This is a genomic window from Candidatus Krumholzibacteriia bacterium, from assembly GCA_030748535.1.
In the GTDB taxonomy this organism is placed as follows: domain Bacteria; phylum Krumholzibacteriota; class Krumholzibacteriia; order JACNKJ01; family JACNKJ01; genus JASMLU01.
On record JASMLU010000005.1, the window covers coordinates 1 to 14,197 of the forward strand.

The 14,197-nt window shown below is 57.8% G+C and carries 9 protein-coding genes; 1 reads left to right on the forward strand and 8 read right to left on the reverse strand.

What is annotated here, in order from left to right:
- Nucleotides 1-321: 321 nt before the first annotated feature.
- From QGH30_06545 to QGH30_06580, 8 genes are all read right to left on the reverse strand, one after another.
- Nucleotides 322-3,939, reverse strand: a complete 3,618-nt coding sequence (locus tag QGH30_06545) for an efflux RND transporter permease subunit (protein MDP7021991.1) — start codon at nucleotides 3,937-3,939, stop codon at nucleotides 322-324.
- Entirely contained in the window at nucleotides 3,940-5,538 is a 1,599-nt protein-coding gene (locus QGH30_06550; GenBank protein MDP7021992.1) for an efflux RND transporter periplasmic adaptor subunit, read from the reverse strand. It lies immediately after the preceding gene.
- Nucleotides 5,535-6,788, reverse strand: coding sequence for a TolC family protein (locus QGH30_06555; protein MDP7021993.1), 1,254 nt, complete (start codon nucleotides 6,786-6,788; stop codon nucleotides 5,535-5,537). Before QGH30_06555 ends, QGH30_06550 begins: the two co-directional genes overlap by 4 nt.
- Nucleotides 6,785-7,228, reverse strand: a complete 444-nt coding sequence (locus tag QGH30_06560; protein MDP7021994.1) for a hypothetical protein — start codon at nucleotides 7,226-7,228, stop codon at nucleotides 6,785-6,787. The genes QGH30_06555 and QGH30_06560 overlap by 4 nt, the downstream gene beginning before the upstream one ends.
- Before the next feature lie 143 nt (nucleotides 7,229-7,371).
- Nucleotides 7,372-8,703, reverse strand: coding sequence for a sigma-54 dependent transcriptional regulator (locus QGH30_06565; GenBank protein MDP7021995.1), 1,332 nt, complete (start codon nucleotides 8,701-8,703; stop codon nucleotides 7,372-7,374).
- Between the two features lie 63 nt (nucleotides 8,704-8,766).
- Nucleotides 8,767-10,284 carry a GAF domain-containing protein gene (locus QGH30_06570; protein MDP7021996.1) on the reverse strand — a complete coding sequence of 506 codons (1,518 nt, stop codon included), beginning with the start codon at nucleotides 10,282-10,284 and terminating at the stop codon, nucleotides 8,767-8,769.
- Nucleotides 10,281-12,032, reverse strand: coding sequence for a sensor histidine kinase (locus QGH30_06575; protein ID MDP7021997.1), 1,752 nt, complete (start codon nucleotides 12,030-12,032; stop codon nucleotides 10,281-10,283). Before QGH30_06575 ends, QGH30_06570 begins: the two co-directional genes overlap by 4 nt.
- Before the next feature lies 1 nt (nucleotide 12,033).
- On the reverse strand, nucleotides 12,034-13,074 hold the full coding sequence (locus QGH30_06580) for a putative manganese transporter (GenBank protein ID MDP7021998.1): 1,041 nt from the start codon (nucleotides 13,072-13,074) through the stop codon (nucleotides 12,034-12,036).
- 102 nt (nucleotides 13,075-13,176) lie between these two features.
- Here QGH30_06580 and QGH30_06585 point away from each other — a divergent pair, with 102 nt between their 5' ends.
- Nucleotides 13,177-14,175, forward strand: a complete 999-nt coding sequence (locus QGH30_06585; GenBank protein ID MDP7021999.1) for a ThiF family adenylyltransferase — start codon at nucleotides 13,177-13,179, stop codon at nucleotides 14,173-14,175.
- Nucleotides 14,176-14,197: the final 22 nt, after the last annotated feature.

Consider the following 14,197-nt stretch of genomic DNA (forward strand, 5'->3'; position numbering starts at 1 on the left):
ACTTCCTCGGCCTGCAATTCTCCAAGGTCCACGCGAAAAAGCAGGGAGTGATCATTCTGGTCGACAAGCTCGACCCTCGACCCCTCCGGAGAAAGGGCGATCCCGAGAGCCAGGACTGGAAGCAGGATGAGAAGCAGAGCCGTCCGCATGATGTCCTCTAGGTGCAGGGAATGTGCGGGTACAGCAAAGGAAGCGGAAAAGAAACCGCGATCCATGGGATGTGCCCGAGGGGAACCATGACGAGCCCGTCTCGCCACGGAGGAGTCCCTGCATGACAATTATAGCACATAACATCAAGGGAAAAACAGGGCGGCGCAAGCCCTAGCGGGACAGCCGTTTCTCTTCCCGCAGGCTGTAGAGAACCGGAACCATAAAGAGAGTTGCCAGAGCCACGACCATTCCCCCGAAGACGGGAATGGCCATGGGAATCATGATGTCCGAGCCACGACCTGTCGAACTGAGGATGGGAAGCAGGGCAATCAGGGTCGTGGCCGTGGTCATCAGGGCTGGGCGAACCCGAAGGCTGGCTCCCTCAATCACCCGCTTGCGAACCTCTTCCCGGTTTTCGGCCTGTCTTGATTGAAAGCCTTGGCGAAGATAGGTGGCCATGAGAACGCCATCGTCCGTGGCAATGCCGAAGAGAGCCAAAAAGCCGACCCAGACGGCGACACTCAGGTTCACTGTTCGCAGGTGCAGCATGTCCCGGAGAAAGTCCGGCAGGAACTCGAGTCCGTAAAAGCCCAGCATCAGGAAGCCTCCGGACCAGGCCACGGCGACTCCCGAGAAGACCATCAGTGCCACTGCCACCGAACGGAACTGCAGGTAGAGCAGGGCAAAGATCAGCACGAGGGACAGGGGAACCAGAAGCCTGAGTCGGGCCGAAGCGCGCAACTGGTTTTCATAGGTTCCGGCAAAACGGTAATGAACGCCTGCAGGAAGCGGGAGACTGCCGTCAGCAATTTTCGACTCCAGAAGGTCGCGACATTCTTCTACCACTTCCACTTCGCTCAGACCTTTTCGCCCGGAAAAGAGAAGATAGGAAACCAGAAAGCCGTCCTCACTCTTGATCACCTGCGGCCCGCGCCGGTACTGGATATCCGAAATCTGTGCAAGAGGGATTCTCGCCCCGGAGGGAGTGTCAACGAGCAGGTCGCCAATCGCTTCGAAGCTGTCCCGTCTTTCCCTTGCGTAGCGCAGTCGAACCGGATAGCTCTCCCGCCCTTCCAGCGTGCGTGTCAGGGGACGCCCGCCGAGAGCGATCTCGATCGTGTCCTGAACGCGAGCAACGCTCAAGCCATAGCGAGCCATGTCTTCGCGAAGGAGATGAATCTCCAGGTAGGGCTTGCCGACCACCCGATCCGCATTCACCGTGGCCGCATTGACTGCGGACGATGTTCTCAGCACCTCTTCGGCGGAAAGGGCAAAAGACTCCATGCTTTCCAGATCCGGTCCCTGGATCTTGATCCCCAGCGGCGCCCGCATTCCGCTTTGCAGCATCACGAGGCGGGTCTGGATGGGCTGAAGCTTCGGGGCAGAAGTGGATCCGGGGATCTCTGTAGCGACAAGAACCTCCGACCAGATGTCATCGGGTTCCTGAATCCCCGTCCAGGCCTTGCGTCCCGAATTGAGAGCGGGATCCAGTTCCGGTCTCCACAGGCGAAAGGGGCGCCCGCGACGATCCGGTACCAGTCGGCCCTCTTCATCTCGTTTGAATCGCCCCTGCACTGTGTAGGGTTCCCCGTCAGGCGCCAGAAGAGAGCCCCCCTCCACATTTCGAAAGAGATCGCGCTCTTTTCGATCATGGGCAAAACGAAGGCGCCGCCCCTTTTCATCCTGAAGGAACTCGGGGTGATACTGGATCACCGTTTCCACCATGGACAGGGGCGCAGGGTCGAGGGCCGTTTCCGCGCGGCCGATCTTCCCCACCACCGTCTCCAGCTCAGGGATCATGGACATGGAGAGATCCTGTTTTTGCAGAATGTCCAGCGTTTCCCCCAGGGAAGCGTGGGGCATGGTGGTCGGCATATAGAGAAAGGAACCTTCATCGAGCGGCGGCATGAACTCCCGCCCCAGGCTTCTCCAGGAAAACAGTCCGAGTGCAAGAATCAGTAGGGGCAGGGTAAGGAATAGCACCTTGTGATCCAGACACCAGCGCAGGGTTCTCTTGTAACGCTTCCGAATGACGGTAAACAGAGAGAGAATGCCGCCCACCAGAAGCACTACAAAGAGGAGGTTCAGGAGGAGGCCACGTTCCACGCCCAGAGGAAGCCAGGTTCCGGCAAGAAAGCCGGCCGCAAGAATCAGGAGAAGATATCTCGCATATCGGGAAATCGCAGAAGTCGTATTCGAGGACCGGACGCGTCCGTGGAGAAAGGAAAGGAAGGGAGGAAGAAACAGAAGAGCAAGAATGGCGGCGGCCAGCAGGGCAAAGGTCTTCGTGAAAGCCAGAGGGCGAAAGAGCTTGCCTTCTGCATCCTGCAGCGCAAAAACCGGCAGGAAACTGATGACGGTGGTCGAAACGGCCGTCAGAACAGCGGATCCCACTTCACGACTGGCATCGAGAATCAGTTCCAGAGAACTTTCCCCGGCTTCCCGCACCCGGCGAAGGATGTTTTCGCTGACCACAATGCCCATGTCGACCATCGTTCCGATGGCGATGGCAATGCCGGAGAGCGCCACGATGTTCGCATCCACAGCAAAGAGCTTCATGCCGATGAAACTCATAAGAACGGCCAGCGGCAGAAGCGCCGCCACCAGAAGACTGCTTCCCAAATGAGCAAGAAGCACCAGAACCACGAGAAGAGTCACAAGGACTTCTTCTTCCAGCGCACTTTCCAAAGTTCCCAGAGTTTCCTCGATCAACTGCGTGCGGTCGTAAAAAGGCACGATGTGAAGTTTGCTCACCCGGCCATCGTCGAGATTTTTTTCGGGAAGCCCGGCGGAAATTTCCGCAATCCGTTCTTTCACGTTTTGAATCGCTTCGAGGGGATTCTCTCCGAAGCGAACCACCACGACACCCCCGACAGCCTCGACGCCATCCCGATCCAGAACTCCCCGGCGGCCAGCCGGACCAAGGGTGAGGCTGGCCAGATCTCTCAACAAGACCGGGCTTCCCTCGCGGGCCTTTACGACCGTGTGTTCCAAATCGTTCAGGCTGTCGATTCGCCCCAGTCCCCGAACCAGGTACTCAACAGAATTGACCTCCAGAGTTCGCGCACCCACGTCCCGATTGGACTGGCGAATCGCACGGGCCACCTCCTCGAGACTCACATCCCAGGCGCGCAGGGCTTCCGGGTCCACATCCACCTGGTACTCCCGGACATAGCCACCCACGCTGGCGACTTCCGCTACGCCATCGGCCGAAAGAAGCGCATAGCGAACCTGATAGTCCTGCACGCTTCTCAGCTCATCGGGATCCCAGCCGCCGACAGGCTGGCCCTCCGCATCACGGCCCTCCAGCGTGTACCAGAATATCTGGCCCAGAGCCGTAGCATCCGGACCCAGAGTCGGCGACACTCCTTCGGGTAAACTGCCAGCGGGAAGGCTAGCCAGCTTCTCGAGAACCCGGCTCCTCGCCCAGTAGAAATCCACGCCCTCTTCGAAGATGACATAGAGTGTCGAAAAACCGGTCATCGAGTAGCTGCGGACCGTGCGGACTCCGGGCATTCCCATCAGGGAGACTGTCAGCGGATAGGAAATCTGGTCTTCCACGTCGCGGGGGCTGCGTCCCGGCCACTCGCTGAAAACGATCTGCTGGTTTTCGCTAAGATCGGGAATGGCATCGACCGGAACCGGATTGCCGGGCAGAAGAGAACTTCCACTTCCAAAGGGCGAAACGGACAATCCCCAAAGGGTGAGCAGAAGCACAGCCAGAAAAACCAGAAAGCGGTTCTTCAGGGCAAGGGAGAGAATCGATCCGTAGAGACCGCGACCTTCCATCTACTTTGCTCCTTCAACATGAACCGTGGTCCTGCTGCCACAACGATACATCTGTGATCCGAAGTAGGGGTTCTCGACACCATCGCGACCCTGCAACCAGTCACTGCCCTTCCAGTCGAAGGCCATGGGGCAGTGGAACTCGTAGACCGGAACATTGCCACTGCCACCCAGAGTTACCGCCAGGTCGATCATCGCATAGGACAGAGGCTCGAAACGGCTGCGTGAGTCGCCGAGATCTTTCGTCTTGCCCATTTCCTCAAGTGCACTCTCAAGTCGGGAGGAAAGGCTATCCCATTCTTTCTTCTGATGATCGCCGAGGAAGTCCGTCGTGATTTCCGACAGGCTCTGTTTCAATTCTGAAAGATCGGGAACCCGATCCAGTGACAAAGATTCTGCAACCTTGAAATAGGACTCATAGAGCGGATCGAGGCTCTGAAGAAAGGCGGCCGGGGTTTGCTTTTCATCCATGCTCATCATGGAGGGCTTGGCAAGAATTTGCAGGGAAGAATCGATCTTGAAATTGCCTCGCGTGACCACCTTCTCGCCTTCGGATAGGCCGGAGAGCACGACATAGTGATCCCCCGCACGGGGACCCAGTTCCACTTCGCGGCCCTCATAAAGCCCCTGCCCCTTGGACACATAGACGACGGCACGGCGACCCGTGAGAAGCGGTGCCGATGCGGGAATCAGCAGGCTATGGGAATCTCCAAAGGGAGCCAGCAGGCGGGCGCGCACAAAGAGTCCGGGCTTGAGCTTGCCTCCAGGATTGTCCGCTTCCACCCGCAGACGAAGCGTGCGGCTTGTTTCGTTCAGCATTGGATCGAGGAAGGCCACCGTTCCATGGAACACTTCTCCCGGCCAGGACTCCGTCTGGAAGCTCACTTCCTGTCCGGCACGAATCCAGGGGAGGTCCTTTTCATAGGCTTCCAGTTGCACCCAGACGCGCGAAAGGTCGGCCACCGTAAAGAGAGGACTTCCGGTCTGGACATAGGCACCCTCCATGGAAGGCATCTCGAGAACCACACCATCAAGATTTGCACGAATGGTCACCGCGTCGCGGGGACGACCTGCTTCTTCAATAGAAGCGATCTCTCTTTTGTCGAGTCCGAGCAGGCGAAGTTTCTCGCGAGCGGCATCAGCATTGCCGCTTCGAAGAGACTGGAACAACTCCTCCTGTGCGGAGATCAGTTCCGGGCTGTAGATATCAGCCAGAGGCTCTCCCTTGTGGACCTCAGCGCCAAGGAAGTCGATATGAAGTTTCTCAATGCGCCCGGATGTCCAAGCGGCAATTCGGGAGCGGCGGGTTTCATCCACTGCCACCTTGCCATAAAGCTGGAGCTCCCGTTCAGCCTGATCCCTGCGAACACGACTCGTCTGGATCTCCGCCAGTGCCTCCGCTCTTTCTGACAACTTCAACTGACGCGGGCCGAGTTCCGAAGAACTGCCACTGACCGGAATCAGGTCCATGGCACACAGTGGGCAGAGTCCCGGTTCGGGCTGGCGAATCTGGGGGTGCATGGAGCAGGTCCATTCCTCTGCCGACAGGGCAGGGCTCATGGCCATCAGAAGAAATGCCGATGCGATCAGGATCTTCTTCATCCTTCCTTCTCCATTCCATAGAGTTTCATTAGAATTGCCCCCTGAAGAGCGCGAGCCTTGCGGCTTCTCTCCAGTTCGAGCCGTAGGTTCAGGAGGCGGGCACGGTCCTGCAGGTAGTCTCGAAACGAAACGCTGCCGGTGCGAAAGGCCTGTTCTTCCAGCTGAAGCACTTCTTCGGCCACGGGTACCAGGGATTCCTGATGGAGTTTCCAGGATCGGTTGGCCTCTCTCCAGGCAGCTCTTGTATCTTCAATGAGAGCCAGAGTGCGGGCCTCTTCGTCCCGAAGCCTCTTTTCAGAAGAGGCCTCCTGCTTTCTTGCGGCCGCCTTTTCCGCACGGATTTTACCCCGGGCGATCGGCAGGTTCATCGCAAGGCCAATGGCCATGGGATCGCGACCGTTTTCAGGATCTGAACTTCCCTCAAGGGCATCGAGCCGGATGTAGTCCAGGGAAAGCTGGAAGTCGGGAAGACCGGAACGGTGGGCCAGTTCACTTTTCACCCCGGCGTAGCGGGCTTCCATTGCCAACTTGCGAAGCCGGGGATTGTGGTTCCCGATTTCTTCCGAATAAGAAGGAAGGGGATGATCCTCAATCAGGGTATCTGGAACCCGGTCGAGAAGGTCGGAGTCTCCAAGCAAGGCGTAGAGGTGATCGACTTCCGCCTGCCGGCTGTCCTGAAGATCCTCCACCCTTGTGGTCTCACGGGCAATGTCCAGTTCCAGAAGAAGAAGGTCGCCACGAGAGAGCTTCCCCGTGCGGTAGCGGTTCTCACTGACGGCATGAAGCTCTTTGAGAAGGGTGAGGTTGTCTCTTGCAATCGCAGTAGCGCTGGCAAGGAAGGCCTGCTCCAGATAATGCCTGCGAACCCGGAACTGAAGATCCAGCAGGTCGGAGCGATACTGCTCCTGCATGGCAAGGGCCAGAGCTTCGGAGGCCTCTCGCATCAGGCTACGTTTTCCAAATCCGGGGATTTTCTGAGACAGTCCCAGCTTCTGTCGCTGGGGTCCCAGACGGGTTTCCACACTGCTTGCGAAAATACCAAAACGAATCACAGGGTCAGGCAAAGCCCCCACAATCGCCGACTGCTCCCGACTGGCCTCCCAACGAAGTCGGGACGCTTCCAGGCCCGGGTTTCTCCCGGATGCCTCGTTCAGGTATACCTGCAGCGAGACGCTTCCATCCCCCGGTGCGGCCCAAAGCGGAAGGGCCAGCACGAGGAGCAGCGACGAGAGTGAAGTGACCTTGATCATTCCTGGGTCTTTGCCTCGGCTTCTTTGGCAGCCTTCTTGGGGCAGCAGGCTTTCCGGGCTCCCGTGTCACCGGAAGCGTGCTTGTTGCAGGAAGGCTTCCATCCCTCGGCCTTTTCACCGTGCTTCCAACAGGAAGGCTTGCCGGCCTCGGCATCGCCCTTGGCGGCCCCGTGCTTCGGGCAGGAGAACTCGGCGTTCTCACCCTTGGCAGTTGCATGCTTCGGACAGTTCCAGGCTTTCTCTCCATGCTTCTTGCAGGAGAACTCGCACCCTTCGGCGTGCTTGGCGCAATCCCCGGCACTCTTGTCTGCACAACAGGCGGGCACTTCAGACTTCTTGGAAGCAGCCTGGGCATCGAGAACCGAGGGAAGGGGGCCAAAGGCGAAATAGAGAGCCATCACAAGCAGGAGGCTCGCAAGAAGAGCGAATCGACGGTTCATGAGAATTCCTTTCGAAAGGGGTGTTCAAACGTTTCCGAATGGCAAGGGGCGTGCCGAAGAGAGATTAATCGTATCCTTATGTATTACAATAATTTAAGCCGAACCAGCAAGTCAGGGAAGAAAGAGGGGTTGAAAGAATCTTTCTAGCCATTGAAAGATTCTTTCAGTCCATGGTCCTCGATTTTCTTGCGGAGGGTAGGGCGACTGATTCCGAGAATCTCACAACTGCGACCCAGGTTCCAGCCGGTTTTCACCAAGACACGGGCGATGTGCTCGGCCTCAAGATCCCGCAAGCTGCGCTCCCAGTCCCCGCGCAGGGGCTTGAGACTCTTGTCGGGAATCTCCATCTCGAGAACTTCACCACTACTGGCCATGATGCCCGCAAGCACCCGGTTCTCCAGCTCTCTTACATTGCCCGGCCAATCCCACTGCAGAAGTTGCTCGAGAGTCTCTGCGGACAGCTTCTGCACATTGCGATGAAGTTCCCGATTGTAGCGTGCAAGAAAGTGATCCACCAGAAGCGGAATGTCCTCGCGGCGTTCGCGAAGGGAAGGAATCCGGATCTCCATGACACGAAGCCGGAAATAGAGATCCTCCCGAAACTCTCCCTCTTCCACCATCTTCTCCAGATCCCGGTGTGTAGCCGCAAGCAGCGTGGCTCGGAAAGGCAGGGGCTTCGCTCCCCCCACTCTTTCAAACTCCTTTTCCTGCAAAACCCGAAGCAACTTCACCTGCAGATCGCCAGAGAGATCGCCAATCTCATCCAGAAAGAGCACTCCTTCGCCGGCCAACTCCATACGTCCGAGACGCCGCTGGCTGGCTCCCGTAAAGGCCCCGCGCTCGTGACCAAAGAGTTCACTTTCAAGCAGGGTCGGCACAAGAGCGCTGCAATTAACAGGGACAAAGGGATGGTCGGGAGACAGGTTGCGATGAAGAGCGCGAGCTACCAGTTCCTTTCCCGTACCACTCTCTCCGAGTAAAAGCAGATTGGCTCCGCCCCGACTGGCCCTCCCGATGTCCTTGTGAAGCTCCAGGATGGCCCGGCTTCTCCCAACGATCTCCCCGCTTCTTCCTCCTTCGCTTTCCACGAGGCCTGCGAGTTCCGCACCCTGTTCCTCGCGAATCTGTTTCAGGGCGCGATCGAGAACCGTGTCGATTTCATCAACCGAAACCGGCTTGTGAACATAGTCGAAGGCTCCGAGTTGCATGGCCCGTACGGCCTTCTCCATGTCATGATGACCGGTGATCATGACAACCCGTGCGGAATCACCGGCCCTTCTCTCCAGAAGGTCCAGGCCTTCGCCATCGGGAAGCATGAGATCAAGGATGACGAGATCCGGTGTCGCTTCTTCCCACTGTGCTTCCGCATCCGCCAAATCAACCGCAGCGCGCACATCCATTCCCCGACCCTTCAGGTGAAGCTCCAGACTGCGGCGAATGGCGCGGTCATCATCGACAATGAGAATATCGGGCATTGGTTCTCCTCCTACTCAAATGCTAGCAAAACCACTCACAGGGGGAAAGGAGTTCGCGCCAGCTCATGAGAATATCAGGGGAAAGAGAAGGGCGACCAGCAGTGACCAGACTGCATAAAGAGGAAGCAGGCGTGCCGTCCAGGCCCAGGATGCCTCAAAGCCCCCTCGCAGGGAATACAGCAGCATGCCGGAAAGGTGCAGGAGAAACAGCAGGTTGGCACCAAGGACCGCAATCCGGTTCGGGCTCACTCCCCAGCTCGCAAGGCGAAAGATCACCGCAGCCAGCGCCACCAGGGCCAGGGAAACAGACACCATCAATAGCACCCGGATCGTCAGCGCAAAAAAGCGGGGAAGTGACTTTTCTGACAGGGAATATACCGAGATTCCCGTCACGAAAAGCAGAACAGAATTCAAGGCAATAAGGGACTGACGGTGATGGAAAGGATCCCTGTCCGAGAAGAGAATCGTAAGAAGGAAGGCAAGAGTGGACAGAAGAAAGAGAGGGGAAAAGAGACGGGCAAGAAAGGGAGCGATTTCCTTCTTGCGTCCACTCATCCTCTCCACAAAATAGAAGGCGGCCAGAGGCAGCGCGGGCAGTCCGTAGAACTGGATCCAGTTTTCCACCCATGGATCAAGATTGATCCCCAGCACATGAAAGAGGGAAAAACTCAGACCCATGAAGGTCATCGAACCGGCCATCAGTAGAGCCAGGTACATGAGCATTTCGCCCTGAAAGCGAATGAAGGAACTTCGCGCTTCCTTCCTCCTCCAGTCGGGCCCCATCCAGGCAAGGGCAAAAAGAGTCCAATAGAAAAAACCGGAATGCAGGTTCATGAGGGTCCAGGAAAGAGCGGAAGTTCCCCCCGACCAGCGGGACAGCGTCAGAATTGCAAGCAGGGGAATCAGAAACCCGGCGCCCAGGCGAAGGATAAAGGACAGGGGTGCGCTTCTTCGAATCAGGGAGAATGCAGCAAGACCCAAAAACAATGCGAAGGGCGCGAAGATCGGGAAAAACCACTCCTCACTGACCCCGGGGAAATGAAGCGGAATGCGAAGAAGGGTGCCGACGGACAAGACAATCGCAAGACTGCTCCAAAGCCCGCTAGCAACTTTCCCGCGGGACTCGACAGGCGCAGCAAAATACCGCTGCAGTTTCGGAAGTTCCGTTTCGTCGATATCGCTGAAGGCTGACTCCTGATTCGAGTCGATATCCAGAACGGCAATTACTTCTCCAGAAGAATCGAGAATCGGCACGAGGAACTCCGAGCGAGTACTCTCGCTGCAGGCAATGTGATGCTCCACCTTTCGAACATCCGGAACATTCAGTGTTTGCTTCTTGCGAGCGCATTCCCCGCAGATGCCTTCTTCGATGGAAAAACCAAGACAGGCACTCGCACCCTGAAAAGGGCCCAGTTTCAGTTCGCTGGATTGCACACGATAGAAGCCCACCCAGTCCATGAAGTCGAATCGGGACTTCAGTTCAGAGGCAATCGTCGCCATCAGGGCAACCTCATCCCCTTCGCCCTCAAGCATTCGGTCGAGGGACTGGAACAGCGCCTTGTACTGTTCTTGACGGCTCACGATTTCTCCTGTGCAAACTGAAGGCTCACGCGAGTTCCCCTGCCTTCCCTGCTTTCGATCCGGATCTTGCCTCCATGCGCCTCCACGAATTTCTTCACATTGCACATTCCAAGGCCCGTTCCGCCTTCCCGCGTCGTAAAGAAGGGATCGAAGACCCGCTCCAGAACCGAATCGCTCATCCCGCTGCCTTCATCGACCACTTCCAGAGTTCCACGCCCTGCGATCAGCCTCACGCTCTGCCCCTCGCGTGAAAACTGCAGGGCGTTTTCCACAAGATTCAATAGTGCGCGCAGCAGAATCTCCTCATCGGCCTGAAGGGAATACTCCTCCTCAAGCTGCAATTCCAGTTTCACACCGCGGCTTTCGGCTTCTGCAAGTGACAACTCTCTGGCTCTTTCCAGGAGCCTTCCCACCGGAAACTCCGACAGTTTCAGTTGAACGGGGCGGCTGTAGTCGAGAAGTTCCTCAAGCATGCGCTCCAGTCGGCCGCCCTGCTCGATGGCGATCGCCAATTGCTCACGCTCCATGTCAGAAAGTGCCTCGCTTCTTTGCAGGGCCGAGAGATTCATCTTCAGGGCTGAAAGCGGATTGCGCATTTCGTGAACGACTCCTGCGGCAAGACGCCCGACGGCCGCAAGGCGCTCGGCCTGAAGAAGCTCGCGACTGTGCCGCTCCAGATCGGCTACCATTTCATTGAAACGGGTGCAGAGCATCCCAAGCTCATCGTCGCCTCCGGGAAGATCCGGCGGAGAGAGGTCGCCGGAGGCTACACGCTCACTGGCAAGCGAGAGACGCTCCACGGGGCGAGCCAGGCGACTCGAGAGTGTCGCGCTCAGAAAGAGAGCGACCAGCAGAGCCAGGGCCGCCAAAACCAGGGTTTGCCGAGCCAGGATCTTCAGGGGCTCGAAAGCCTCCGATGCCTGAATCTCAGCCATCAGTGCCCAACCCTGCCGGGGCATCCAGCAGAATCCTCCCAGAACCTCTCCCCCGATGTGTCCCTTATAGAGAAGGGAGCCGGACTTCCCGGACAGGCAGACTTTCACGCCCTCCGTGGGCATCTTGTGAGTGAGAGCCGGAGGATGGTTCATGTTGCGGGAGGGAGATAGCATCAGGGTGTCAGCGCCAACGAGATAAGTCTCTCCCGTTCGGCCCAACCCGGTGGTGTCGGCAAGAATGGGCCAGAGAGTTTCGGCCGGATGCATGACGGTGAGAAGAACCCCGCGCGCGCCCTTGCCGAGATTCAGGGGTGCGGCCAGATGGACCATGGGATCCTCATGATCCCCGCCCACCTTTCCCATCACGGTTTCACCGGTGGCAAGAGAATGCTTCACTTCCGGAAGCTCTCCCGCATGGCACTCCACATGTTCCCTGTCCCCGGCATGGACAATGATCCGGTTCTGCTCATCCAGAATCAGGGCACGGCGGTAGGCACCCTGGCGACCCAGGTGGAGATGCAAAAGAGACTGCAACGCATCCGCACCGCCATGCCCGCCCACCTCTTCGACCAGAACCACCAGTTGATCGATGTCGGCCAGCCTCTCTTCGAACCAGGCATCCAGACGAATCGCGCGCTCTGCGGCAAGAGACTCCACATGGGTCATGGCCGCATCTCGCAATGCCACTCGCGCACGCGAATAGGATGTCCAGCCAACAATGCTGACAATGGCAAGGCTCAGGAGAGACAGGGTCAGAAAGAGCCTGCGCCCGAAGGGACCCTGAAGACCGAGTGGGCTGGGTTTCGAAGGCATCCTAGCCGCCAAACAGAAGAAGCGCCGCACCGGCCAGAAGGCCGGCGAACAGGTTTACCCCCTTGACCAGAAAGAAGGCACGCCGACTTTCAGCCAGAAGAGGAAGCATTCCATGTCCGTCCTGGACGATGGAGGAAACGAGCAAAGCCGAAAAGGGGAAGAGACCCTCGGCATATCCATTGACAAAGATCAGGTGTGGACCCGACTCGGGCACAAGGCCAAGCAGTGCTGCCAAGCCCGCCAGAAGCCCGGGTCTTGCACTGGCCCATAGCGCCAGATTCGGCTCTGCAAAGAAAAACTCCAGCGCCAGAAGAGTTCCCAGAGTCCAGAGAAAGAGAGCCGGGAAGTGGCCGCGAATCACATGTTTCCAGAGATGCTCTTCCAGAAAATGGTCGGGGACGCAAAGCAGAATCCAGAACATGGGAAGCGCAATTACGAGAAAACTGATCCGCTCCCAGCTCCAGTGGCCTTCGTGGCCATGACCGAGGAAACCGGTCAGAAGTCCAAGAACGACAAGGGCGGTTCCCAGCAGAAGCAATGCGCGGGGAAAACTCGGGCGGCGCAGGTTCGACAGAAAGTCCGCCCAAGGGTGGCAGTCGCAGGAATCCTCATGCTCGTGAATCTCCAACTCGGTGCAAGGAGAGAGCCAGCGCCGGGCGACTCCGCCCAAGAGACGGTCGCTGAGAACCCCGGTGACAATTCCCAGAACGAAGAGAAAGCCCGTCAAAAGCAAGGCCTCACGCGGAATGCGGGCAAAGAGCACAAAGGCCTCATCGCCACTGGTGGCAATCATGGCCGCGATCAGGGCTCCCAGGCTCATGCTCCTGTGAGCAAAGAGTGCTACAGCCGTATAAGCACCCAGACAACCGGGCGTGGCTCCCAGAAAGGCCGCAAGTAGATACTGCTGCCATCCGGACTTTTGCAGTCGCTCGCGAAGCCAGCCACCACTTCGAACATTCAGGTACTCGACCAGCATCATCATTGCCAGGACAAAGGCGCTGATCATGAGGGTCTGGCCCAGAGCGTGTTCGAGGATTTCCATTCAATGCCTCCAAACGAAACGATCCCACATGAGATCCATGAGTACCAGACGTTTTTCTTTCATGCCCTTGCATGACACCGCTCTCTCTGCTTCACTGCTGGCATGTACGATCCAGATAATCGACTGTCTCTGTTCCCTGCTATCGGCACAACAGGCGTAGAGAAGATCACAAGAGCCCGCGTGCTCCTTCTCGGTGTCGGCGCAACGGGAAGCGCTCTCGCAGAATCCCTGGTGCGGGCGGGAGTCGGAACCCTGATCCTCGTGGATCGGGACCTTGTGGAAAAATCCAATCTTGGAAGGCAATCGCTCTACACCGAAGCGGATATCGGCTTGCCAAAAGCACCCGCTGCCCGAACACGACTGAAGGAGATCCGCCACGATCTGACGGTGGAAGCACATATTCTCGATGCAAGAGCCGGGGTTCTGGAGGACATCGCCGACGGATGTGACCTCCTGCTCGATGGCAGTGACAACTTCGCTGCCAGGTTTCTGCTCAACGTGATTTCGTTGAGATGCAATATTCCCTGGATCTACACGGCAGCTATCGGCTCACTGGCCGTTTCCATGCCCGTTCTTCCGGGGGAAAGCGCCTGCCTCCGATGCCTCTTCCCGGAACAGCCCCAGGAGGGCGGAAGCTGTGATACCGAAGGGGTTCTCTACCCTGCCGTCAGTGCGGCAGCGGCTCTCAGTGGAACAGAAGCGTTGAAGATCCTGTCCGGGCAAAAGGAGAAGCTTCGCCTTGAAATGTGGACCCTTGATGTCTGGAAGGGGAAACTGGGAAAGCTCGCCACGGACAAGTTGCGGGGAGACTGCCCGGCCTGTGCGGGAGAACCCGCATTGGATGTCTCCGACCCGGACACCCTTTATGCCTCGGCGCGTTGTAGCAGGAGTTGCCAGATCAGCCCCGCCCCCGGTTCAAGCCCCCCGGATTTCAACAGCATTCTCCAGCGCTTCCCCAAGGCCAGCAAAGGCCCCTGGGCCCTCGAAGTTCCCGTCGAGGAGTCTCACATCTTCCTCTTTCCTGACGGGCAAGCCATCGTGGAAAACTGTGGCGAACGAGGGCGCGCAAAGCAGTTGTACCGCAGGATTCTAAACGCTTGAAATCCGCCCGCCGACTTACATA